At 71.2% G+C, this 22790-nt stretch carries 16 protein-coding genes and 1 pseudogene; 13 read left to right on the forward strand and 4 right to left on the reverse strand.

The genetic code is table 11. The annotated features are described in order from the left end of the window. Positions 1-33: 33 nt before the first annotated feature. The gene (locus ACI2L1_RS32710) at positions 34-1203 is read right to left on the reverse strand and encodes an MFS transporter (protein ID WP_404743029.1); all 1170 of its coding nucleotides are present in this window, start codon (positions 1201-1203) and stop codon (positions 34-36) included. A gap of 327 nt (positions 1204-1530) precedes the next feature. Here ACI2L1_RS32710 and ACI2L1_RS32715 point away from each other — a divergent pair, with 327 nt between their 5' ends. From ACI2L1_RS32715 to ACI2L1_RS32750, 8 genes are all read left to right on the forward strand, one after another. After that, positions 1531-2427 (forward strand): helix-turn-helix domain-containing protein, encoded by an 897-nt coding sequence (locus ACI2L1_RS32715; RefSeq protein ID WP_404743030.1) that lies wholly within the window; start codon positions 1531-1533, stop codon positions 2425-2427. 856 nt (positions 2428-3283) lie between these two features. Beyond that, positions 3284-6223, forward strand: a complete 2940-nt coding sequence (locus ACI2L1_RS32720) for a SpoIIE family protein phosphatase (protein ID WP_404743031.1) — start codon at positions 3284-3286, stop codon at positions 6221-6223. Then, a complete protein-coding gene (locus ACI2L1_RS32725) occupies positions 6220-7170 on the forward strand; it encodes a LacI family DNA-binding transcriptional regulator (RefSeq protein WP_404743032.1) in 951 nt (316 codons plus the stop codon). The genes ACI2L1_RS32720 and ACI2L1_RS32725 overlap by 4 nt, the downstream gene beginning before the upstream one ends. A 45-nt stretch (positions 7171-7215) precedes the next feature. Beyond that, on the forward strand, positions 7216-8448 hold the full coding sequence (locus ACI2L1_RS32730; RefSeq protein WP_404743033.1) for an ABC transporter substrate-binding protein: 1233 nt from the start codon (positions 7216-7218) through the stop codon (positions 8446-8448). After that, positions 8445-9347, forward strand: a complete 903-nt coding sequence (locus tag ACI2L1_RS32735) for a carbohydrate ABC transporter permease (protein WP_404743034.1) — start codon at positions 8445-8447, stop codon at positions 9345-9347. The genes ACI2L1_RS32730 and ACI2L1_RS32735 overlap by 4 nt, the downstream gene beginning before the upstream one ends. Further along, complete coding sequence (locus ACI2L1_RS32740) at positions 9344-10171, forward strand: carbohydrate ABC transporter permease (protein ID WP_404743035.1); 828 nt, start codon at positions 9344-9346, stop codon at positions 10169-10171. Before ACI2L1_RS32735 ends, ACI2L1_RS32740 begins: the two co-directional genes overlap by 4 nt. Positions 10172-10176: 5 nt before the next feature. Next, complete coding sequence (locus ACI2L1_RS32745; protein ID WP_404743036.1) at positions 10177-12192, forward strand: alpha-xylosidase; 2016 nt, start codon at positions 10177-10179, stop codon at positions 12190-12192. Between the two features lie 110 nt (positions 12193-12302). Further along, on the forward strand, positions 12303-13778 hold the full coding sequence (locus ACI2L1_RS32750; RefSeq protein WP_404743037.1) for a glutamate-cysteine ligase family protein: 1476 nt from the start codon (positions 12303-12305) through the stop codon (positions 13776-13778). On the opposite strand, the gene ACI2L1_RS32755 is transcribed toward ACI2L1_RS32750, so the two are convergent. Together ACI2L1_RS32755 and ACI2L1_RS32760 are read right to left on the reverse strand one after the other, a co-directional pair. After that, positions 13779-14876 carry a Gfo/Idh/MocA family protein gene (locus tag ACI2L1_RS32755; RefSeq protein WP_404743038.1) on the reverse strand — a complete coding sequence of 366 codons (1098 nt, stop codon included), beginning with the start codon at positions 14874-14876 and terminating at the stop codon, positions 13779-13781. Then, positions 14846-15556: a ThuA domain-containing protein gene (locus ACI2L1_RS32760; RefSeq protein WP_404743039.1), complete on the reverse strand. Its 711-nt coding sequence runs from the start codon at positions 15554-15556 to the stop codon at positions 14846-14848. Before ACI2L1_RS32760 ends, ACI2L1_RS32755 begins: the two co-directional genes overlap by 31 nt. 140 nt (positions 15557-15696) lie before the next feature. Between ACI2L1_RS32760 and ACI2L1_RS32765 the strand changes: the two are divergent. The 5 genes and pseudogenes from ACI2L1_RS32765 to ACI2L1_RS32785 all read left to right on the forward strand — a co-directional run. Further along, positions 15697-16335, forward strand: a pseudogene (locus ACI2L1_RS32765) (ATP-binding cassette domain-containing protein); the annotation flags it as partial. A 104-nt stretch (positions 16336-16439) separates the two neighbouring features. After that, the gene (locus ACI2L1_RS32770; RefSeq protein ID WP_404743040.1) at positions 16440-17219 is read left to right on the forward strand and encodes an ABC transporter permease; all 780 of its coding nucleotides are present in this window, start codon (positions 16440-16442) and stop codon (positions 17217-17219) included. Between the two features lie 43 nt (positions 17220-17262). Then, complete coding sequence (locus ACI2L1_RS32775) at positions 17263-18570, forward strand: sensor histidine kinase (RefSeq protein ID WP_404743041.1); 1308 nt, start codon at positions 17263-17265, stop codon at positions 18568-18570. Positions 18571-18598: 28 nt separating this feature from the next. After that, the gene (locus ACI2L1_RS32780) at positions 18599-19243 is read left to right on the forward strand and encodes a response regulator (protein WP_404743042.1); all 645 of its coding nucleotides are present in this window, start codon (positions 18599-18601) and stop codon (positions 19241-19243) included. Positions 19244-19389: 146 nt separating this feature from the next. Continuing rightward, positions 19390-20532, forward strand: coding sequence for a S1 family peptidase (locus ACI2L1_RS32785; protein WP_404743043.1), 1143 nt, complete (start codon positions 19390-19392; stop codon positions 20530-20532). Positions 20533-20590: 58 nt separating this feature from the next. Here the strand turns inward: ACI2L1_RS32785 and ACI2L1_RS32790 are convergent, their stop codons facing one another. Beyond that, entirely contained in the window at positions 20591-22741 is a 2151-nt protein-coding gene (locus ACI2L1_RS32790; RefSeq protein WP_404743044.1) for a PQQ-binding-like beta-propeller repeat protein, read from the reverse strand. Between the last annotated feature and the right edge of the window lie 49 nt (positions 22742-22790).

Consider the following 22790-nt stretch of genomic DNA (forward strand, 5'->3'; position numbering starts at 1 on the left):
TTCGAGCTGCGGCTCCGCGCCGCCCCGACCGGGTCAGGCCGTTGCCGCCCGTCGCGTCAGCAGGGCGATGGCCGCGGCCGTGGCGGCGAGTGCCGCGACGCTCGTGAGGGCGGTGGGGAGGGAGAACCAGTCGGCCATGAAGCCGATGGCGGGCGGGCCGAGGAGCATGCCGCCGTAGCCGAGGGTGGAGGCGATGGCGACCCCGTCCGGTCCGGCCAGTCTGCCCGCGCGTTCGACGGCGACGGGGAAGAGGTTCGCGAGTCCGAGCCCGGTGATCATGAAGCCGAGCAGTGCCGCCCACACGGACGGGGCGAGGGCGCCGAGCAGCATGCCGAGTGCGGCGGTGGTGCCGCCGCCCACGAGCGTGCGGGTCTGGCCCAGCCGTTCGAGCAGCTTGGTGCCGGTCAGCCGGCCGATGGTCATGGCGAGCGCGAAGCAGGAGTAGCCGACCGCCGCGACTCCGGCTGTGGCGTCGAGGTCGTGCTCCAGATGCAGGGCGCTCCAGTCGGCCAGCGCGCCCTCGCCGTAGGCCGTGCACAGGGCGATCAGACCGAAGGTGATGACGAGGCCGCGGGTGCGGGTGTCCAGGCGGCGCGGTGCGGACTTCTGCTCGGGGGAGGTCCCCGCGGGGACCGGGGGCTGGATGCGCAGCAGGGTCCGGCCGGCGAGAAGGGTGACGAGCAGGCCGATCACGGTGAGGCCGAGCAGGTGTTGCGCAGGGGAGAGGCTTCCGGCGACCAGCCCGCCGAGCCCGGCACCCGTCATGCCGCCGAGGCTGAAGGCGGCGTGGAAGCTCGGCATGATGGGCCGGCGGAGAACGGCCACGAGGTCGACCGCTGCACTGTTGAACGCCACGTTGATGCTGCCGTAGGCCGCACCGAAGACCAGCAGTACGGCGCCGAGTGCCACCGCGGAGTGCGTGAGCGGTGGCAGTGCGACGCTGAGGGAGAGCAGCACGGCGCAGACGACGGTGACCTGATGGGTGCCGTACCGGCGGCACAGCCGACCCGTCAGCATCATGGTGATCACCGCGCCGGCCGAGACGCCGAGGAGGGCGAGGCCGAGGGCGCTGGCGGAGGCGCCGGTCTGTTCCTTGATCGCGGGGATGCGGACGACCCACCCGGCGAAGATGAACCCGTCCAGAGCGAAGAAGACGGTGAGGGCGATGCGGAGCCGGGTGAGATCGCTTCGGTGGCCCCGCACGGCACTGTGCGTCCAGGCTTTGTTTATTTGCGGCACAAAAGCAGCGTAGGTGTGCGCTCGGTTGTCGGCAAGGGTGTTCGAGTGAGCGCTCCGGATCACGGTGCGCCCCGCGCTTCGGGCTCGGAACCCCCATCGGATCTGCACTCGTCTTCACTTCGGTACCGGTGGGCCGGGAGCGGCGACGGGGATACTGGGAAGCAGGCGGAACGATCGGGCCACCTCGCCGGACGCACGGCGAGAGCGCGGCGGAACCGGCGGTCGGTCGGTTCAGGGTGGTCCCTCGGGGGTGAGGGGAGCCTCTTGGTGGTTCTTGGCACACGTGACGTCATGGCTGGGACGGGCGCGGTGGAGGTGGCGCGGCTCGGCGGGCTGTGGCGGGTCACACGGCCCTGGCATCCGGGGTTGCGACCCTACTTACGCAGCTACGTCGGCTACTGGGAAGCGGTGCCCACACCGTACGAGGTGCGGCTGGTGCCGACCGGGCGGGCGACCCTGCTGATCAGCCTCGCGGAGCCCTTCTCGCAGGTCCGGCGCCTCGGCATGCCGGGCGGGGGCAGCGGGAGCATCGGGTCCCTGGTGGTGGGACTTGAGGACCGGCCCGCGATCTGTACGCATCCCGGCGGCCAGGAGGCGATCCGGGTGGAGTTCACGCCCCTGGGCGCCTATCGGCTGTTCGGCCTGCCGATGAGCGAGTTGACGAACCTGACCATCGAGATCCGGGACGTGCTCGGACCCGAGGCCGGATTTCTGGTGGAGCGGCTCACGGCCACCCGTGACTGGGCAGCCCGGTTCGATCTGCTGGACGAGGCTCTCCTCGACCGCCTCGGACACGGCCCGGAACCCTCGCCCGAGGTCGGCCACGCCTGGCAGCTGCTCTCCGGCAGCGCGGGAGCGATCCCGATCGCCGGTATCGCCGCCGAAGTGGGCTGGAGCCAGGGGTACCTGATCCGGCGGTTCACCCAGCAGATCGGGCTCACCCCCAAGGCGTCCGCCCGGGTGCTGCGCTTCCGCCGAGCCGTGGCCCTGCTCGACGGCGGGGCCACGAGTCTGACCGAGATCTCCACCGTCTGCGGCTTCTACGACCAGGCGCACCTCAACCGCGAGTTCCGGGCCATCGCCGGCACCACCCCCGGACGGATGGTCGCCGCGCGTCGGGTGGAAGGGGCGGTGGCGCTCTCCGGGAGTGCAAATTCTTCCAAGACCGCACCGGCCGCCGCCCGATAGCGTCCCCGCTCGTACGGCCGATGGCCGGTCGGATGGCGCGGGGGACCGTCCGACCGGCCGGACAGCGTGTCGCCGGGACGCCGAGGCCGGGACATCTTCGACCCAGGGCCCTGGCGCAGAGCCTTGGGCCTGCGACGACTCGCTCCTCGGCGGTGCTGCGGCTGTCTTCTCCCGGGCGGTCGGTGCCGGATCCGCGGCCGACCGTGTTGTCGTACGGCCTTCCGGCCGGGAGGACGGCCGGCCCGGTTCACCTCCAGCGAGTGAGGCCCGCTCGCCCGCTCGCCCAGCTCATGACCCCGGCCGTCTCACCCGGCGGCCGCCTCGCCCACCTGTGCACCACGCCCGCGCCCACCGCGGCATGCGCCCTCGTCGTGGACGGCATTCCCGTTGCCGTCGACGGCGACGTCCTGCCCGCACCGCCGCGCTGGACCGTCCGCGACCATCCCACTGCTCGCGGTGAACAGGCAGTTCCGCCTGGTCGACCCCAGGGAGCCCAGGGCGGGGGAGCGGATCCCGTTCGCGGCGGCGATGCCCGTGCACCGGCCCCGTTACCGAGTCAAGTCCTACGACTTCGAGGGCGCCCGGGGGTGCCTTCGACTCCGTACGGCGTGCTGGTGCCTCCTCCTGTGCCTCCACCTGTGCGACCTCCGACGCGTCCTCGGATGAGGAATGGCTCGGAGTGAGCCGGCAACCGCGGCGTGAGGGATGCTGCGGTCCGGGGACCACGCTGTGAGAGGGGCGCGGCGATGCGGGTCTGACGCCTGGGAGCGTACGGGCCTTGGATCTGACTTGTCCGATTCCTGCGCGGCGCGCACTCTGGGTCTGTGAGGCACCTCACCGCGCGAATTGAGCAGGAATGGCCACTTTCGATCAAGGGAACGGTCACTGCGGGTGGTCAGCCGACCTCGCGACGGTCACCCTCAGCCAGGGCGGCACGGTCACGGGGTGGAGCGAGGGCGCCCGGCGGCTGCTGGGCCACCGTGCCCCGGAGGTCGTAGGACACGCCGCGACCGATCTGCTCGTCGCCGGGGGAGTTCCCGAGGCGATGGGGATCTCCTTCCCCGGCTCCCAGGAATGGCGGGGCACGGCGGTGCTACGGCATCGGGACGGCCACCGCGTCGAGGTGACCCTGTACGCCCAGCCGTCGCTGGGCGCGGACGGCACGGCACAGGCCTTTGTCGTGGCTGTGACCACGGGCTCCTCCGACCGGAGCATGGTGGACTGGGCCTTCGACCAGGCCTCGATCCCGCTCACCACCTACACCACAGCGTCAGGTTCCTGGCGACGGAACGTGGTCGCGGAGGGCGGCGCGGAGCAGGCCATAGGGTACGGCGGCGCCCGGGCGGCCGACACTGGACCGGCTCAGCCTCCCGAGCCCGACCCGTCACCGTCACCGGGACCGGCACCGGTGACGGCGCCCGGGACCGGGGGCGGCCGGGCTCCTGGCGCCGGACGCGGACGGCTTGCCGGGAACGGGAAGTCCCGGGCCACCGATGTGGGCACGGGGGTTGATACAGGCATCGGGACTGGCGCCGGCACCCGCACCGGGACTGGCCGGGCTCCTGGCGCCGGACGCGGACGGCTTGCCGGGATCGGGATGTCCCCGGCCCCCGGCATCGGCATGGGCGCTGATACGAGCGCTGGCACTGGCCCTGACACGGGCACCGGAACTTGGATCGGCACCGGCGCTGACACGGGCACCGGAACTGGCATCGGCACCGGTCCTGACACGGGCACCGGAACTGGCATCGGCACCGGCCCTGACACGGCCACCGGCGCTGACACGGGCGCCAGTGCCGGCCTCCGCACCCGCGTCGACGCCGGCACCCCCACCGGCCGTGAGCAGCGGGCCCCCGCGCCCGCCGACGAAGGCTTTCTCCGGTGCGTTCGGCGGGTCGCCGAAGAAGGGACGCCGATGCGCTACGAGTGCCTGGCACCGGAGCCCTCGTGTGCCCCCGGTGCCACCGCCGCCCCCACCGCTACCCACCACCGCGCCTGGGTCATCGAGCTGTGGCCCGTCCGGGACCCCGCCACCGGTGAGGTCGTCGGTGTGGGCACCGCCGCCTTCGACAGCAGTGACCAGCACGCGGCACGGCAGCGGCTGGCTCTGCTCCAGGAGGCCGGCACCCGTGTCGGCACCACCCTGGACGTGACCCGCACCGCCCAGGAGCTCGCCGACCTCGCCGTCCTGCGGCTCGCCGACTTCGTCAGCGTGGATCTGCTGGACTCCGTACTGCGTGGGGACGAACCCGTACCGGGACCGGTCGACGCGGCCGTCGTGCTCCGCAGGGTCGCCCACCAGTCCGCCGCCGAGGGCGAAGGGGTGCCCGAGGCGGCCGTCGATCTCGGCGGGATGGACACCTACCCTCCCTTCTCGCCGCCCGCCCGCTGTCTCGCCGACGGGAGAGCGGTGCTCAGCGGCGCGGACGACCCCGACTTCATTCGCTGGATCGCCGGAGACGAGACCCGTACCGCCCGCAACGAGCAGTACGGATTCCACTCCGTCATGGCCACCCCGCTGCGCGCCCGTGGCATCACCCTCGGAGTCGCGGTCTTCGCCCGCATCGGCGGTTCCCCGCCCTTCGAACCGGACGACCTGCTCCTCGCCGGGGAGCTCGCCGGGCGGGCCGCGGTCGGCGTCGACAACGCCCGCCGCTACACCCGCGAACGCACCAACGCCCTCACCCTCCAGCGCAGCCTCCTGCCCCGGGACCTGCCCAGACAGGCGGCCGTCGAGGTGGCGTACCGCTATCTGCCCGCCGGGACCGGCGCGGGCGTCGGCGGCGACTGGTTCGACGTCGTACCGCTGTCCGGCACCCGCGTGGCCCTGGTCGTCGGGGACGTGGTCGGGCACGGCATCCACGCCTCCGCCACCATGGGCCGGCTACGCACCGCAGTCCGCACCCTCGCCGACGTGGACCTGCCCCCGGACGAACTCCTCACCCACCTCGACGACCTGGTCTCCCATCTCGCCACGGACAACAAGGACATCCCCCCGGACCTGCCGTACATCGTCACCGGCGAGATCGGCGCGACCTGTCTGTACGCCGTCTACGACCCCGTCTCCCGCCTGTGCACCTTCGCCAGCGCGGGACACGTCCCGCCCGTCGTCCTGCTCCCCGACGGCACGGTCCGCGTGGTCGAACTGAGCCCGGGACCGCTGTTGGGCATCGGCGGGCTGCCCTTCGAGTGCACCGAACTGGAGCTGCCCGAGGGCAGTCTGCTGGCGTTCTGCACCGACGGTCTGGTCGAGTCGCGCGAGCGTGACGTCGGCCTCGGGCTCGAACGGCTCTGCGAGGCCGTGGCAGGCCCCGTCACCTCCCTGGAAGCCACCTGCGACAGGGTCCTCAAGGCTCTGCTGCCCGAGAGCCCCGCCGACGACGTGGCCCTGCTCCTCGCCCGTACGCGTGCCCTGCACGCCGACCAGGTCGCCGCCTGGTCCCTGCCCTCCGACCCGGCGATCGTGGCCGACGCCCGCGCCCAGGCCACCCGCCAGCTCGCCGCCTGGGGCCTTGAGGAGGCGGCGTTCGTGACCGAGCTGGTGGTGAGCGAGCTGGTCACCAACGCGATCCGCTACGGCGCCGTACCGATCGGCCTGCGGCTGATCCGCGACCGGACCCTGATCTGCGAGGTATCCGACGCCAGCAGCACCGCCCCGCACCTGCGCCGGGCCCGCACCTACGACGAGGGCGGCCGCGGACTGCACATGGTCGCCCAGCTCACCCAGGGCTGGGGCACCCGTCAGACCCCGGTCGGCAAGACCATCTGGGCCGAACAGTCCCTCCCGGCCGGATGACCATGGCACCGGGCACCAGAAACGGCGACTGGGGCGTCGGCACGCACACGCTGGGTCTCCTCTACCCGCCCTCCGGCCGCCGCGGCGACTACACCACCATGCAGCTCGCCTTCGTCGGCGGCGTGGCCCAGGCCGCCGCCGAACACGGCTACGACCTGCTTCTCGCGCCCGCCGGCACCCATGACGACCCCTCGTTCCCGCGGATGGTCGACGACCGGCGGGTGGACGGGGTGATCGTGATGGAGATCCGCCGCGAGGACGACCGGGTCGAGCGACTCGCCGACGCGGGCTTCCCCTTCGTGGCCATCGGCCGCAATCACCGGGCCGACGCGGTCGACTGGGTCGACCTGGACTTCGCCGGTCTGGCCGGCGGCTGCGTCCAGCACCTCGTCGACCTCGGCCATCGCAGAATCGCCTTCGTCAACCGGTCCGAGCAGCTCTTCGACAGCGGCTACGGCTTCGCCCGGCTCGGTGGCGAGGGCTACACCGAGACGATGAAGAAACTGCTGCTCACCCCGCACGCCTACCTCTGCGGCGACGACCTCGCCTCGGGAGAGGAGGCCGTGGAGCGGATCCTGGCCGACGACCCGGAGACGACCTCGCTGGTCACCCTGAACGAAGCGGCCCTGGAGGGCGTGTACCGCGGACTCACCCGGCACGGCCGCAGCGTGCCGCGTGACTTCTCCGTCGTAGGCGTGGCCGCCAGCCCCTGGGCCGAACAGGTGGACCCGCCGCTCACCGCGTCCGAGATACCCGCCAAGGAGATGAGCCGGTTCGCCGTCGACCTGATGATGCGTCGGCTGCGCTCACCCGACTTGCCTCCCCGGCACGTCCTGCTGAAACCCCTGATCACCCTGCGCGCGAGCACGGGGCCCTGCCGGCCGGTGCCGGGATCGGAACCCGAGTCCGATCTACCCGATTTCCCCGATATCGACCTGGATTTCTGATACGTCGGTTTCTGTGCCCGATCATCGAACCTCTGGGAGCAGACCATGTCGTACCCCGTCGACCGCCGTGGTTTCCTGCGTGTCTCCGGCGTGGCGGCGGCCACCGCCGCCCTCGGTCTGACCTCGTGCAGCTCGTCCGAGTCGGGCCCGGTCACCCTCCGCTGGTGGGACTACTTCACCCTGGACAACTTCCAGCCCGGAATGAACCGTCTGATCAAGGACATCGAGGCCGGTGTCCCGGACGTGAAGATCGAGCGGCGGAGCTTCCCCTTCGCGGAGCTGGAGCGGCAGATCACCCTGGGCGCGATCTCCGGTGACCTGCCCGACCTCGCGATCGTCGACAACGTCTCCATGAACACCCTCGGCGGCAGCGGTCTGCTGGCCGACCTCACCGCCAGGGTCGAGAATTGGGGCCAGGCGGACCAGTACTACAAGGGCCCGTGGTCCGGCTGCCAGGTCGGCGGCAAGACCCTCGGCATCCCCAACAACAGCAACTGCCTCGCCCTCTACTGCAACACCCGCCTGCTCAAGTCCGCCGGCGTCGAGCCCCCCACCACTTGGGACGAACTGGCCGCCGCCGCCCAGAAGCTGACGAGCGGCGATCGCTTCGGCCTGGCGCTGAGCGCGATCAAGACCGAGGAGGGCGTCTTCCAGTTCCTGCCGTTCCTCTGGCAGGCGGGCGGCGACCTCGACACCTTCGGCACCTACGGCGCCACCGCCCTCACCTTCCTCGACGAACTGATCGCCAAGGGCTCCCTGTCCGAACAGTGCGTGGGCTGGACCCAGCAGGACGTCAACACCCGCTTCCTCAACCAGCGCGCCGCGATGCAGATCAACGGCCCCTGGCAGATCCCCACCCTCAAGAAGGCGGACTTCGACTGGAACGTCGTGGCCCTGCCCCGCGACAAGGCCGCCGCCACCTGTCTGGGCGGCGAGAACTGGGTCGTGATGGCGAGCAGCAAGCACGTCGACAAGGCGTGGGAGGTCCTGGAGTACACCCAGCGTCCCTCGGTCCTGGTGCCGTACCTGGTGTCCTTCGGTGAGCTCCCCGCCCGCAAGGACCTCGCCGACCAGGGCAGCTGGGCCTCCGACCCGGCCCTGCGGCTCTTCCTCAGTCAGCTGCCCCTCGCCCGGCCACGCCAGTACGGCGCCCACTACGCCGAGGCATCCCAGGCCGTCGCAGAGGCCGAGCAGGCGGTGCTGGCCGGGTCCGCGTCGCCGTCCGCCGCGGCGAAGACGGCGGCCGTGAAGCTCGACAAGGCGCTGGATCAGCAATGAAGCAGCCCTCCGCGCGCCGCCGCCAGACCGGCTACCTGTTCTGCCTGCCGGGCCTGGCCTTCCTCGCCCTTTTCCTCGCCTATCCGCTCTGCTACACGGTGTGGACCTCCGTCCACGACGTCGACCTGGGCCAACTCCTCGGCGGGGCCGAGCGGTTCAACGGGCTGGACAACTACCGGACCGTGGTCGACGACCCCGCTTTCTGGCACTCGGTACGCCTGTCCCTGGTCTTCACCCTGGGCTCGCTGCTGCTCCAGTTCACGATCGGCTTCGCCCTCGCCCTGCTCTTCGCCCGCCCGTTCCCGCTCAACGGCCTGCTGCGCTCACTCCTGCTGGTGGCCTGGCTGCTGCCCCCGGTGGTCAGCGGCACCCTCTTCCGCTGGATGCTGGACGCCGAATCCGGCGCCTACAACGACCTGTTGGGGAAAGCCGGTCTGTCCCACGACTGGCTCACCGACCCGTCGACCTCGCTGGCAGGGGTGATCTTCGCCAACGTCTGGGTCGGCGTGCCCTTCAACATGCTGCTGCTCCTGGTCGGACTGCACACCATCGACCCCCAGCTCCACGAGGCCGCCGCCCTCGACGGAGCGAACGCCTGGCAGCGCTTCCGCCACATCACCCTCCCGATGATGCGGCCCGTCTCCGTGACCGTCCTCCTCCTCGGCCTCCTGTACACCTTCAAGGTCTTCGACCTCGTCTTCGTGATGACGGGCGGCGGTCCCGTCGACGCCACCCGGGTGCTCTCCCTCTACGTCTACGAGGTCTTCTTCACGTTCTTCCGGTTCGGCCAGGGCGCGGCGGCTGGCCTGCTGCTGCTCGTCGTACCGCTGCTGGCAGGTGCCTGGTACGTACGACGGCTGCGGAACGAGGAAGAAGCGCCGACGGAAGGCGCCGTATGAAGGCACCACGTCACCCCTGGCTGCTGACCGCCCTCGCGACGGCGATCACCGCCGTCTTCCTGCTGCCGGTGTACTGGATGGTGAAGACCAGCCTCACCCGTCCTGACCGTATCCAGGCGCCGGACCCGCAGTGGGCGCCCAGCCCCGTCACCGGCGAGAACTATGCGACGGCCCTGGGCTACGAGGGACTGACCCGCGCCCTGCTCAACAGCCTCGTCATCTCCTGCGGGGTGGTCGCGCTCACCCTGCTGCTCGGCGTTCCGCTCGCCTACGCGCTTGCCCGGGTCCGGATGCGCGGCTCCGGCGTGATGGTGCTCGCGCTCCTCGTCGCCCAACTCCCGCCCGCCATCGTGCTGGCGGCCCCGCTGTTCATCCTCGAACGCCGGGCCGGGCTCACCGACACCTACCTGGGCCTGATCGCGGCCGACACCACCCTCACGCTGCCCTTCACGGTGATCGTGCTGCGTCCGGTCATGCGCAGTGTCTCCCCGGATCTGGAGGAGGCGGCCCTGGTGGACGGCTGCGGACTGCCCGGGGTGCTGCTGCGGGTCGTCCTGCCTCTCATGGTGCCCGGCGTGGTCACGGCGGCCGGGCTGTCCTTCCTGATCGGCTGGGGCGAGTTCCTGTTCGGCCTCACGCTCGCCCAGGGACCGGACGTCCAGCCCGTCACCGTCCTCCTCAACGCCTTCATCGGACAGCACGGGACGTCCTGGGGCGCCCTGATGGCCACCGCCACCCTCATCAGCATCCCGGTGGTCTGTGTGTTCGCCGTCTTCCAGCGCTTCATCGTCGGCGGGCTCACCGCAGGCAGCGTAAGGGGCTGAACGCCATGCATCCTCGTGACAGCACACCCTGGGTGGCACCGCCTCCACCCCTGACCCCGGCCGTGCTGGACCCCCTGGCCGGCGCTTGGGTCGCCCGCGCGGACACGGACGGCGTGACGCTCGACGTACGTACGGCGGCCGGACGTACCGGGATCCTCCGCCTGCGCCCCGCGACGGGCAACTCCCTGCGGATCACACTGCGGTTGGACGACGTACCCGCGGCGCCCCGGATCTCCGTCGTGACCGCACCGGAGGACACCCGTTGCACGGTCGAGCAGTCACCGGACGGGTTCACCCTCCACCTCGACAGGCTGCATCTGAACGTCCATCTGTCGCCCCTCGCCCTGGAACTGACGGACCCTCACCTCCGTCAGGCCGCCGACGTGAGCGACCCCACCGGCCGTACGACCGTCCTGCCCCTCGGTGTCACCGAACTCACGGACGGTCGACCGGCCTACCACGACAGCTGGGTCACCGAACCCGACGAGCACTTCTACGGCCTCGGTGAGCGCTTCACCGGCCCGGACCTGCGCGGCCAACGGGTCGACTGCTGGGTCGAGGACGCCCAGGGCTCGACCGGCACCCGCTCCTACAAGGCGGTCCCGTACCTGATCTCCAGCCGGGGTTACGCCGTCCTCGTGGACACCACCACCGCGGCCTCCTTCGACCTCGCCCACAGCAACACCGGTGCCTGGTCGCTCACCGTCCCCGACGAGGAGCTCGACTACTACCTGATCACCGGCACCCCCGCCGAGTGCCTGCGCACCTACCGCGACCTGACAGGCCCCGCCCTGCTGCCGCCGGAGTGGGCCTTCAGCCCATGGATCTCCGGAGGCTTCCGCCCGGAGAGCGCGGCCGACGTGTGCGAGCGCGCCCGCCGTGTACGTGAACTCGGCTTTCCCTGCGAGGTGTTGCACATCGACACGTACTGGCAGCGCGAAGGCTGCTGGTCGGACCTGGGGTGGGACACCGAGGCGTTCCCCGACCCGCGAGGGCTGATCGCCGACCTGTCCGGGCAGGGCTTCCACGTCTCGCTCTGGATGAACCCGTACGTCAGTGTCGACAGCCCGTACTTCGCCGAGGCGGACCGCAACGGCTGGTTCCTGCGCACCGCTTCGGGCGCCACCTGGATCGGCCAGGTCTGGGGAGGCGCGCACCCCGACTCGGGACTCCTCGACCTCACCCATCCCGGCGCGGTCGACTGGTTCCGGGACCGTATCCGCCAGGTGATGGCCACCGGTGTCTCGGTTCTGAAGACCGACTTCGGCGAGGCGGTCCCGGTGGACGTGGTCGCGTACAACGGCATGACCGGCGACCGTCTGCACAACCTCCACCCCCTCCTGTTCCACGACCTCGTCGCGGAGGTCACCCGGGAAGTCGCGGGCCACGGGCTGACCTGGGGCCGTTCGACCTGGACGGGCGGGCAGAGACATGGCGCCAAGTGGACCGGTGATTCCAACGCGAGCTGGCAGGACCTGGCGTCGACGCTGCGCGCGGGACTGTCGCTCTCCTTCTCCGGGCATCCCTTCTGGAGCCATGACATCGGTGGCTTCCACGGCACCCCCGATCCCGAACTCTTCGTCCGCTGGGCCCAGTTCGGACTGCTCTCGCCGCTCAGCCGCTTCCACGGCATGACGTCACGGCTGCCCTGGGACTTCGGCGAGGAGGCGTACGCGGCCGTCCTGCACGCGGCCCGCCTGCGCACGGGTCTGCTGCCGTACGTCCGCTCGGCCGCCGCCGACGCGGTCCGCACCGGCGAGCCGCTCGCCCGCCCCATGGCCCTGGACCACCCCGACCGCCCCGACGCCCACGCCGCCGACCTCCAGTACCTGCTCGGCCCGGACCTCCTGGTCGCCCCGCCGTACGCGCCGGGAGGACGCAGACAGGTGTGGTTCCCGCCGGGGGAGTGGCTGCCGTACACCGGCGGCCGGGGCCTGGTCACCGGCCCGCAATGGCAGCACGTCGAGCTGCCCCTCGCCACCGCGCCCCTCTGGCGCCGGGCCGGAGCGCACGTTCTGTGAGCGGAGTGTCGCTCACCGCCCCGGTGGTCGCGCTGACTGTCCGGGGCGCGTCCGAGGTGGGACTCTGGGACGAGAGAGAGGTATCCGCCGAGGGGACTCGGGAGGGCCCGATGGGACGTGATGTGCCGGCCCTGGTGTTCACGCGGGAGGACCGCCGTCGGTACCGGGACAAGATGCACACCTGCCTCGACGTCCTCGCGCAGATGCTGCGCGAGTCGGGCTTCGAGAGCGAGCGGCCGCAGGTCGGGCTGGAGATCGAGCTCAACCTGGTCGGCGACGACGGTCTCCCCGCCATGCGGAACACCGAGGTGCTCCAGGCCATCGCCGACCCCGCCTGGGCGAGCGAGCTTGGCCGCTTCAACCTGGAGATCAACGTGCCGCCGCGGCGGCTGACCGCCGGTGGTCCCGACTCCTGGGAGCAGGAGATCCGTGACGCCCTCAACCATGCCGAGGAACGCGCCTCGGCGGTCGGCGCACACCTGATCATGGTCGGGATCCTGCCCACCCTGGGCGAGACGGACGTCGGCGAGACCGCCCTGTCCGGCGACCCCCGCTACCGACTGCTCAACGAGCAGATCTTCGCGGCCCGCGGCGAGGACCTGCACATCAAGGTGGACGGCGTGGACCGGCTGGCCATGTACGCCGACGCCATCACCCCCGAGGCCGCCTGCACCAGCACCCAGTTCCATCTCCAGGTCGACCCCAAGGAGTTCGCCGACTACTGGAACGCGGCGCAGGCCGTCGCGGGTGTACAGATCGCCCTCGCCGCCAACTCGCCCTTCCTCTTCGGCCGGGAACTGTGGCGCGAGACCCGCATCCCCCTCTTCGAGCAGGCCACCGACACCCGCCCCCAGGAGATCAAGGCCCAGGGCGTACGGCCCCGGGTGTGGTTCGGGGAACGCTGGATCACCAGCGTGTTCGACCTCTTCGAGGAGAACGTGCGCTATTTCCCGGCGCTCCTGCCCAACTGCGACGAGGAGGAACCGCAGGAGACGCTCGACGGCGGCGGTGTTCCGGAACTGGGCGAACTGACCCTGCACAACGGCACGATCTACCGCTGGAACCGCCCGGTCTACGCGGTCACCGACAGCGGCCCGCATCTGCGCATCGAGAACCGGGTCCTGCCCGCGGGCCCCACGGTGGCCGACATCATCGCCAACGGCGCCTTCTACTACGGCCTGACACGCGCCCTCGTCGACGACGACCGACCGGTGTGGACCCGGATGTCCTTCGCGGTGGCCGAGGAGAATCTCCACACTGCCGCCCGTGACGGCATCGACGCCCGCCTGTACTGGCCGGGGGTCGGAGAAGTGCCGGTCACGGAGCTGGTGTTGCGGCGCCTGCTGCCGCTGGCCCACCGGGGCCTGGAGCTGGCCGGCATGGACGCCGAGTGGCGCGAACCCCTGCTCGGCGTCATCGAACAGCGCTGTGTCACCGCCCGTAACGGCGCCCTGTGGCAGGCGGAGACGGTCCACCAGCTGGAGACCGGTGTCTCCGACCGCCAGGAGGCGCTACGGCGCATGACGATGACGTACATGGACTACATGCATTTGAACGCGCCCGCGCACACCTGGCCCGTGGACTGATCACCGCCACTTCTCCGGTGGCGTCAGCGGTACCAGAACGGGCCGCCGCACCGACGTCGACAGCTCGATCCGCCGGCCCTCGGCCGACGAGCGGAGCAGGGCGGTCATCGTCTCCAGTACGTGCAGGGCGAGCTCACCGCCCGCGCGCGGCGCCCGCTGTCCGTCGGCGGCGACGAAGTCGAGCAGGCCGACGCCACGGGCGGCGCCGACGTAGCCCGCCGACGGCGGAAGCGTGCGCCACTCCGGCTCGCCCAGTCCGAGGAGCCGTACCTCGCCGTCGAAGTTGTTCGGGTCCGGGACCGTGAGGGTGCCCGTCTCGCCGTGCACCTCGATCGGCGCGGCCGTGGTCGCCACGCCGTCGAAACTCGTCGTGATCGTCGTCAGTGCTCCGCCCTCGTGTTCGAGGACCCCGGAGACATGGCTGTCGACCTCGACCGGGATCCGCTCGCCCGCGCGCGGCCCGGAACCGATGACCCGCTCGGCGCGCAGCCGGCTGGACGCCCCGATCACGGCCCGCACCGGGCCCAGCAGGTGCACCAGGGAGGACAGGTAGTACGGCCCCATGTCCAGCAGGGGGCCGCCACCGGGGGTGTAGTAGAAGTCGGGGTGGGGATGCCAGCGTTCGTGGCCCGGGGTGACCATCACCGCCGAGGCGAACAGGGGGCGGCCGATGGAACCGGCCTCCACCGCCGCCCGTGCCGTCTGGATTCCGGTGCCCAGGACGGTGTCCGGCGCGCATCCCACGCCGACCGCCGCCTTCGCCGCCGCCTCCAGGACGGCGTGGGCGTCGGCGAGTTCGGCGGCCAGCGGCTTCTCGCCGTAGACGTTCTTGCCGTGGGCGATGGCACCGAGGGCGATCTCGGCGTGCGCCGCCGGGACGGTCAGGTTCAGCACCGTGTCGACGTCCGGGCTGCTCAGCAACTTCTCGACGGACAGCGCCCGTGCGCCCGGCAGTTCGGCGGCGACCGCGGCCGAGCGGGAGGCGTCGAGGTCGGCGACCGCGGTGACGCGCACGGCGGAGCGGCCGACGAGCGTGTCGAGGTAGGCACGGGAGATGACGCCGAGACCTACGACGCCGATGCGGTGCGCGTCGCCCACAGCATGCCCCTCTCGATGACGGTACGGACGTTCGGGTTCTCCAGTACGTCGAGGCTGTGCCCCGGTGTCGTCACCACGACACGTCCGGCACCCCACTGCCGGGTCCACACCGCCGGCGAGGTGACCGGCCGGTGCCAGGGCTGCCACGGCTGTGCGGGATGGATGGTGGTGGCCAGGACGTCCATCAGGTCGTCGTGGAGCACCCAGTACTGCTCGGTGTGCAGCTCGAAGTCCTCGACGCCCGCGGTGACGGGGTGTTCACGCCCGAGATCGGTGATGTGGACGACGTAGGGCAGGAAGTTGTCCTCCTCACCGCCTCGCCGCTCGCACGGCTCCCTGCCCGGGTGGGTCGCGAACTGGCCGCCCACCAGGTGGAGATAGTCGCAGGAGGCACGGAACGAGTCGGCGATCCCGCCGTGCCAGCCGGTGAAACCCGTGCCGGCCACGACCGCGGCACTCAGTCCCGCGACCTGCTCGGCGGTGATCTCCGACATCGTCACGCACTGCACCACGAGGTCGGTGGCGGCCATCTCGGCGGTGTCGGCGTAGACGTCGGGCGACTCCTCGATCCGGACGTCGTATCCATGGCCTTCGAGGAAGGGCAGGAACAGCTCCGTGGCCTTGACCGGCTGGTGTCCCTCCCAGCCGCCTCGCACCACCAGGGCCTTCTTCCGTGTCATCTTGTTCCTTTGTGGGGCAGGAAAGGGGTCGTGGGGGAATTCCCCCAGGCGGGTCGGAGGAAATCCCCGTTCCGGTGTCCGGTGCGTGTTCGTAGCTTCGACTGCATGAGGTTCATGAGGTCGACCACCAGGAAGCAGCCATGATCGAAGCCCGCGGACTCACCAAACGCTATGGGGACAAAGTCGCCGTCGACGGACTCGGCTTCGAGGTCCGTCCCGGCGCGGTCACCGGATTCCTCGGCCCCAACGGGTCCGGGAAGTCCACCACCATGCGCATGATCATGGGCCTCGACCGGCCCGACACCGGCACCGCACACGTCAACGGCAAGCCGTACGGGGAGCTGCGCTGGCCGCTGCGCGAGGTCGGGGCCCTGCTGGAAGCCCGCACCCACCACCCCGGCCGCAGCGCGCGGAGCCACCTGGCCGCGCTGGCCGCCGCGAGTGGCATCCCCCGCGCCCGGGTGAACGCCGTCCTTGACATCGTCGGGCTGACCGAGGTGGCGGGCAGGCGGGCCGGTGGTTTCTCGCTCGGCATGTCCCAGCGGCTCGGTATCGCGGCGGCACTGCTCGGCGACCCGGCCGTCCTCCTCTTCGACGAGCCTGTCAACGGCCTGGACCCCGAGGGTGTGCGCTGGATCCGCACGCTGATGAAATCGCTCGCCGCCGAAGGGCGGAGCGTCCTGCTCTCCAGCCATCTGATCAGTGAAATGGCGCTCACCGCCGACCACTTGATCGTGATCGGCCGGGGCCGACTGCTCGCGGACACCAGCGTCACCGAACTGACCGCAGGCGGGCGGTTGTTGGAGGAGGCGTTCTTCGAACTCACCCGTGACAGCGCGGAGTACCGGGGCATCGCGCCGACGGCCCGCCGAAGGAGGCAGTCATGACCGCTCTGATGACGGGGCACTACGGATTCACCCACGCGGCACGCATGGAGTGGATCAAACTGCGCAGCCTGCGCTCGACGCTGTGGGCGCTGCTCGCCACCGTGGTCGGAATGATCGCCATCGGTGTCCTCACCATGGCCAACACCAAGGCACCCGGCGCCGCGCAGGCGGACACCTTCGACCCCGTGAACAACCTCCTCGCGGGCCTCGCCCTCGGCCAGCTCATCGTCGGAGTGCTGGGCGTGCTCGTCGTCACCGGCGAGTACTCCTCGGGCGCCGTCCGCTCCACCCTCGCCGCCGTTCCGAACCGGCCACTCCTTCTCTCCGCCAAGGCCGGAGTCTTCGGCCTGGTCACGCTGGCGATCGGAGAGGCGATCACCTTCGTCACCTTCTTCACGGGACGGCTCGCCCTCGACCCGGCGGTGCCCCGGCTGGCCCTCGGCGACCCCGGGGTGCTGCGCGCGGTGGTGCTCTCCGGTGTGTATCTCGCCCTGGTCGGGCTGATCGGTATCGCGATCGGGGCCGTCGTACGGCACACCGCGGCGGCCGTCGGGACACTGGTCGGGCTGTTGTACGTGGTACCGGCGGCGCTCGCCGGACTGACCGGCACCACGGTGGCGAAGTTCTTCCCGACCATGATTGTCGGAAACTCGCTGGCCGTGTCCAAGCCGGTGGCCGAGTGCCTCTCGCCGTGGGTGGGCTTCGCGGTGCTGTGCCTGTACGTGGTGGCGGCGCTGGGGGCCGGTGGCTGGCTGCTGGTGCGGCGGGATGCCTAGAGCCATGCAGCCCGCCCGCTCGCTGGAACAGGACACTGGAACCATGCGCGACACACCAGACACGGTGCGGCCGGGAGCCCTGCGGACCGTCCTGCGTGCCCCCTTCACCACCCGCGCCTGGTCCGAAGCCGCGTACTGCCTGTTCGGCTTCCCCTTCGCGCTCGCCGGTTTCCTTCTCGTCGTCGTGCTTCTCGCCGTCGGTGCCGGATTCGCCCTCTCGCTCGTCGGTGCCGTCCTCGGGCTGCTGCTGGTCGCCGCGGCCCTCGGCCTGGCGCGGGCCCTCGCCGTGGTGCACCGGGGCCTGGCCGGGAGACTGCTGGGGGAGGCCGTACGGACGCCTGTACCGCACAGGCCGACGGGCGGGGCGTTCACGCGTCTGGACTCACGGTTGCGGGACGCGACGGGCTGGCGTTCGGTGGCCTATGTCCTGGTGAAGCTGCCGGTCGCAGCCTTCGGTCTGGACGCGGTCGCCTGGTGGGTCACCGGTCTGATCAACCTCTCCGCGCCCCTGCGCTGGGCCTTCGGGCAGCGCCCCATAGAGACCGTCAATCCGACCCCGGTCGGCGGGGGCGCGCCCCACAGCACCTCCTTCGCGGGCACCTTCGTGACGGCCGCCGCCGGCGTGGTCATCCTCTTGGGTGCACCCTGGTTCACCCGGGGTGTCGTTGCCGTGGACCGGTTTCTGGTGCGGGCGCTGCTCGGCCCCGGCGCGATGACCGAACGGGTACGGAACCTGGAGGAAACCCGTGCCCTCGCCGTCGACGACTCCGCGGCCCTCCTGCGGCGCCTGGAGCGGGACCTGCACGACGGGGCCCAGGTCAGGCTCGTCGCGCTCGCCCTGAGCCTCGACATGGCCAGGGAACACCTGGGCCCGGACGGTGACGCCCGGGTGCGCCGACTGGTCGAGTCCGCGCACCACAACGCCACCGAAGCCCTCGCCGAACTCCGCGACCTCGCCCGCGGCATCCACCCGCCCGCCCTCGACGACGGCCTCCCCGACGCCCTCGCCACCCTCGCCGCGCGCAGCACCGTCCCCGTCGAACTGGCCGTCGACGTCCCCGACCGGCCCACCCCGGCCATCGAGACGATCGCCTACTTCTGCGCCGCCGAACTGCTCACCAACGTCATCAAGCACAGCGGCGCCCACCATGCCGTGCTGAGAGTGACGCAGCTGGACGGCGTGCTGCGGCTGTGCGTCACCGACGACGGACGGGGCGGCGCGGAGACCGGGACCGGCAGTGGTCTGACGGGGCTGACGCAGCGCGTCCGTACGGTGGACGGCACGCTGGACATCAGCAGTCCCGCGGGCGGGCCCACGTCGGTGACGGTGTCGCTGCCGCTCCATGCGTGAGCGCGCAGAGGGTGAGACCATGCCGCCCATGCGCATCGTGATCGCCGAGGACGCCGCCGTACTGCGGGAGTTGCTCGCCCAGATGCTGACCGAGCGCGGCCACGAAGTGTGCGCGGCCGTGGGCGACGCCGAGGCGCTGAGGGCGGCCGTGGCCGAGCACCGGCCGGACGTCACCGTCGTCGACATCCGCATGCCGCCCACCCACACCGACGAGGGACTGCGCGCGGCGATCGACATCCGGGAGCGACAGCCCGGGACCGGGGTACTGCTCTTCTCGCAGTACGTCGAGACGAAGTACGCCACCAGGCTGCTCGCCGCCGGATCCGCCGGCGTCGGCTATCTGCTCAAGGACCGGGTCGCCAACGTCGCCGAGTTCACCGAGGCGTTGACCCGGGTCGCGGCGGGCGGCACCGCCCTCGACCCCGAGGTGGTGACCCAGCTGGCCGGTGCGGGGAGACGCCGGAACGACCTCGCCCTGCTGACCGAACGTGAGCGCGACGTACTGGCGTTGATGGCGCAGGGCCGGTCCAATGCGGCGATCGCCCAGACACTCGTGGTGTCGGCGGGCACGGTGGAGAAGCACATCGCGGCCGTCTTCGCCAAGCTGGGCCTGTCGACCTCCGAGGACGCCAACCGGCGGGTGCTGGCGGTGCTGAGGTACCTGGGGGCCTGAACCTCGCGGCGGAGGACGGGATTTCGACAACTTCCATATTGGTATGGACCTGTCAATAGTGAGCGGCTAGTCTCTGCCGGGCCACACCACTGAGAGCGCTCTCAGAGAACTCTGCCATCCCGTTGGAACAACGAAGGGCAATCTCCATGAGACGCACCGGAATCATGCGCGCGGGCCTGGCCGTGCTGCTCCTGCTCGGCGCCGGAGCGACCGCGAGCACGGTCCCCGCCACCGCCGACGAGAAGCAGCCCGCCTCCGCCGGTCTCCTCACGGCGATGCAGCGGGACTTCCATCTCACCAAGGCCGAAGCCAAGGCGAGGCTCGCCGCCGAACGGCGGGCCACCGCGCTGGAACCCAAGGTCCGCCGGGTCGCCGGAGCTTCCTTCGGCGGCTCCTGGTTCGACGCGACCGCCAACACCCTGACCGTCGGCCTCGCCCGGGGCGCGTCCGCCACCACTGTCCGGGACGTCCGGGCGACGGGTGCAACCGTCCGGACCGTTGCCCACAGCGCCCGCGAACTCACCGCCGCCCAGGCGAAGTTGGACAAGCTCTCGCCACCGGACGCCATCAGCAGCTGGCATGTCGACGCCGAGGCGAGCACGGTCGTCGTGAACGTGGTCGAGGGCAAGCAGTCCGACAACGATGTGCGCGCCTTCCTCGCCCGTGCCCGTACGGCAGGCCCGATCACCGTCGAGCAAGTACCCGCCGCGCCCACGACCTTGGCCGCCGGAACCGTCGGCGGAGACCCGTTCTACACCGGCAACGTCCGCTGCTCCATCGGCTTCTCGGTCTACGGCGGCTTCGTGACCGCCGGGCACTGCCGCCAGCCCAGCACCGCGGTGTACGGCTGGGACCGCTCCTACGTCGGGAACTTCCAGGCGGGCACCTTCCCGGGCGACGACTACGGCTGGGTCAGCGTCGGCAGCGGCTGGTGGACCGTACCCGTAGTGCTCGGCTGGGGCACCGTCTCCGACCAGCTCGTGCGCGGCTCCAACGTGGCGCCGGTCGGCTCCTCGGTCTGCCGCTCCGGATCGACCACCCACTGGCACTGCGGCACGGTCCTCGCGATGAACGAGACCGTCAACTACAGCCAGGGCGCGGTCTACCAGATGACCAAGACCAGCGTCTGCGCCGAACCCGGTGACTCCGGCGGCTCGTTCATCAGCGGCGACCAGGCCCAGGGCGTCACCTCCGGCGGCTGGGGCGACTGCTCCAGCGGCGGCGAGACCTGGTTCCAGCCCGTCAACGAGATCCTCAACCGCTACGGCCTGACCCTGCACACCGCCTGAACCGACGACCGCGTGGGCCCGGCCTGTTCGCGTCGGGCCCACACCCGGCCCGCCCCGCTCAGGTGACGTCGGCCACCGAAAAGATCCCCGGGCCGGCCACCCCGTACAGCACGTCACCCACCAGCAGTGGCGGTACCGAACTCGGGCTCAGCTCCTCGAAGGAGCGGCCCGCCGTGTCGAAGGACGGGGCGGTGCGGCCGATCTCCTTGCCGGTCTCCGGGTCGAGGGCAAGGACGCTGGTGTCCGGCATCGTCACATACAACCGCCCCGCGTGGTAGGCCGGTTCGCTGAAGACGCGCAGGTCCCGCGAGCTGGACCACAGCGGCTTGCCCCGCTTCACGTCGAGCGCGAGCAGGGTCTCGTTGCCGTAGTCGAAGATGTACATCGTGTCGCCCTCCACCAGCGGCGGCGCCTCCGGCTCGACACTCCAGGGGAAGTCGATCCGGCGGGTCTTCCCACTGCCGAGGTCCTGCACGAAGAAGGCCGCGGAGACGCCGGAGTCGTCCTCCCAACGCGCGTAGTACGCCGTGCCGTCGTGGACCGTGGCCAGCCACAGATCGCCCTTCGGCGCGTCGACGGTGCCCAGCGTCCTGCCGGTCTTCACGTCGAGGCGGGCGACGCCGCCGTCACCGCCGCGCAGATCGGCGTAGAGCGTGCCCTCGGGGCCCTCGTAGAAGGGGAGCGACGAGGCGGAGGTCAGTTCGCGGCGCCACAACTCCTCGCCCGTGCGCGGCTGGTACGCCGCGTAGCGTGCCGTGTCGGAGGTCCCGAGCTGGTCCAGGCGCACCAGCAGCACGCCGTCCAGAACGTCGAACTCGCCGAGCGGGCCCTTCAGTTGCCACAGTCGCTTGCCGGTCTTCCCGTCGAAGGCGTCGACGCCCTCCGACCGGTCCGCGCTGTTGACGAACACCACGCCGTCATGGACGGCCGGTTGACGCACCGAGAAGCTGCTGACCTGCTTGCGGCTCATGGACTTCGTCCAGTCCACGTTTCCCGTCGCCGGGTTCAGCCGTGTCAGGGCGATCCGCTCGGAGGAGCAGAAGACACCGAGCGCGTCCGGAACGCACGACGGGCCGACCGTACCGGCGCCGTCCTCCGTCATGGTGTTGTGCCAGGGCCGCCAGCCGGCCGGTGCGGCCACGGCGGGCGACGCTCCGGGGGTGGTGCGGACGACCTCGTCGGCCTGGCTCGTCGGGTCGTCGGCCACCACGGCGGCCGTGGCCGCCCCTGCCCCGCCGAGGAGGGTCATGACCGCCACGGCGGCCCACAGTCTTCGTCCGCGGCGGCGCCCGGGCCTGGTCGGCTCGGCGCTGCCGAACGGTGCCGTCGCCGTTTCCGACGCCAGGACCTCCGGCGTCCGCTCCGTGACGGGCCCTTCCTCGGACAGGTCCTCCGACAGCCCCGCCAGGCCCTCCAGCACCTCGCTCGACGTGGGCCGGTCCGCGGGCTCCTTCGCCAGGCACCGGGCGACCAACGGGCGCAGCGGCGCGGGCAGTTCACGCAGCCGGGGCTCGCCGTGCACGGTGTTGTACGCGGCCAGATAGGCGTTCTCCGCCTCGAAGGGGCTGTGCCCGGTGGCCGCGTACACGAGCACCGCGCCCAGCGAGAAGACGTCCACCGCGGAGCCGACCTCGTGCGGTCGGCTGAACTGCTCCGGTGCCATGAACGGCGGCGAGCCCATCACCATGCCGGTCTGGGTGCGGACGTCGCTGTCGGCGGCGCGCGAGATACCGAAGTCGATGACGCGTACGGCCCCGTCGTCGCCCTCGCCGTCCAGCAGCAGCACGTTGCTCGGCTTGAGATCCCGGTGCACGACCTCCGCGCGGTGGATCTCCCGCAAAGCCTCCGCGAGTTCGGTGCCGAGACGGCGCAGGGCGGGCCAGTCAAGGGGCCCCTCTTCGTCGACCCGGTCGGCGAGCGTACGGCCCGGGACGAACGCGGTGGCCATCCACGGCGGCTCCGCCTCCGGGTCGGCGTCCACGACCGGTGCGGTGAACGCGCCGCTGACCCGGCGCGCGGCCGCGATCTCCTGCCGGAACCTGGCCCGGAACTCGGGGTTGTCGGCGTACCGCGTGTGGACGACCTTGACGGCTACGGCCCGTCCAGAGGAGGACCGGCCGAGATAGACGACACCCATGCCGCCGGTCCCGATCCGCGATTCGAGCCGGTAGCCGCCGACAGACTCCGGATCGTTCTCGCGCAGGGTCACCGCGTCTCCTTCACCGCTTCCGGCCTTGACCGTTCCGGTCCGGACACTT

The organism is Streptomyces sp. NPDC019531, from assembly GCF_044903305.1.
Lineage (GTDB): Bacteria > Actinomycetota > Actinomycetes > Streptomycetales > Streptomycetaceae > Streptomyces.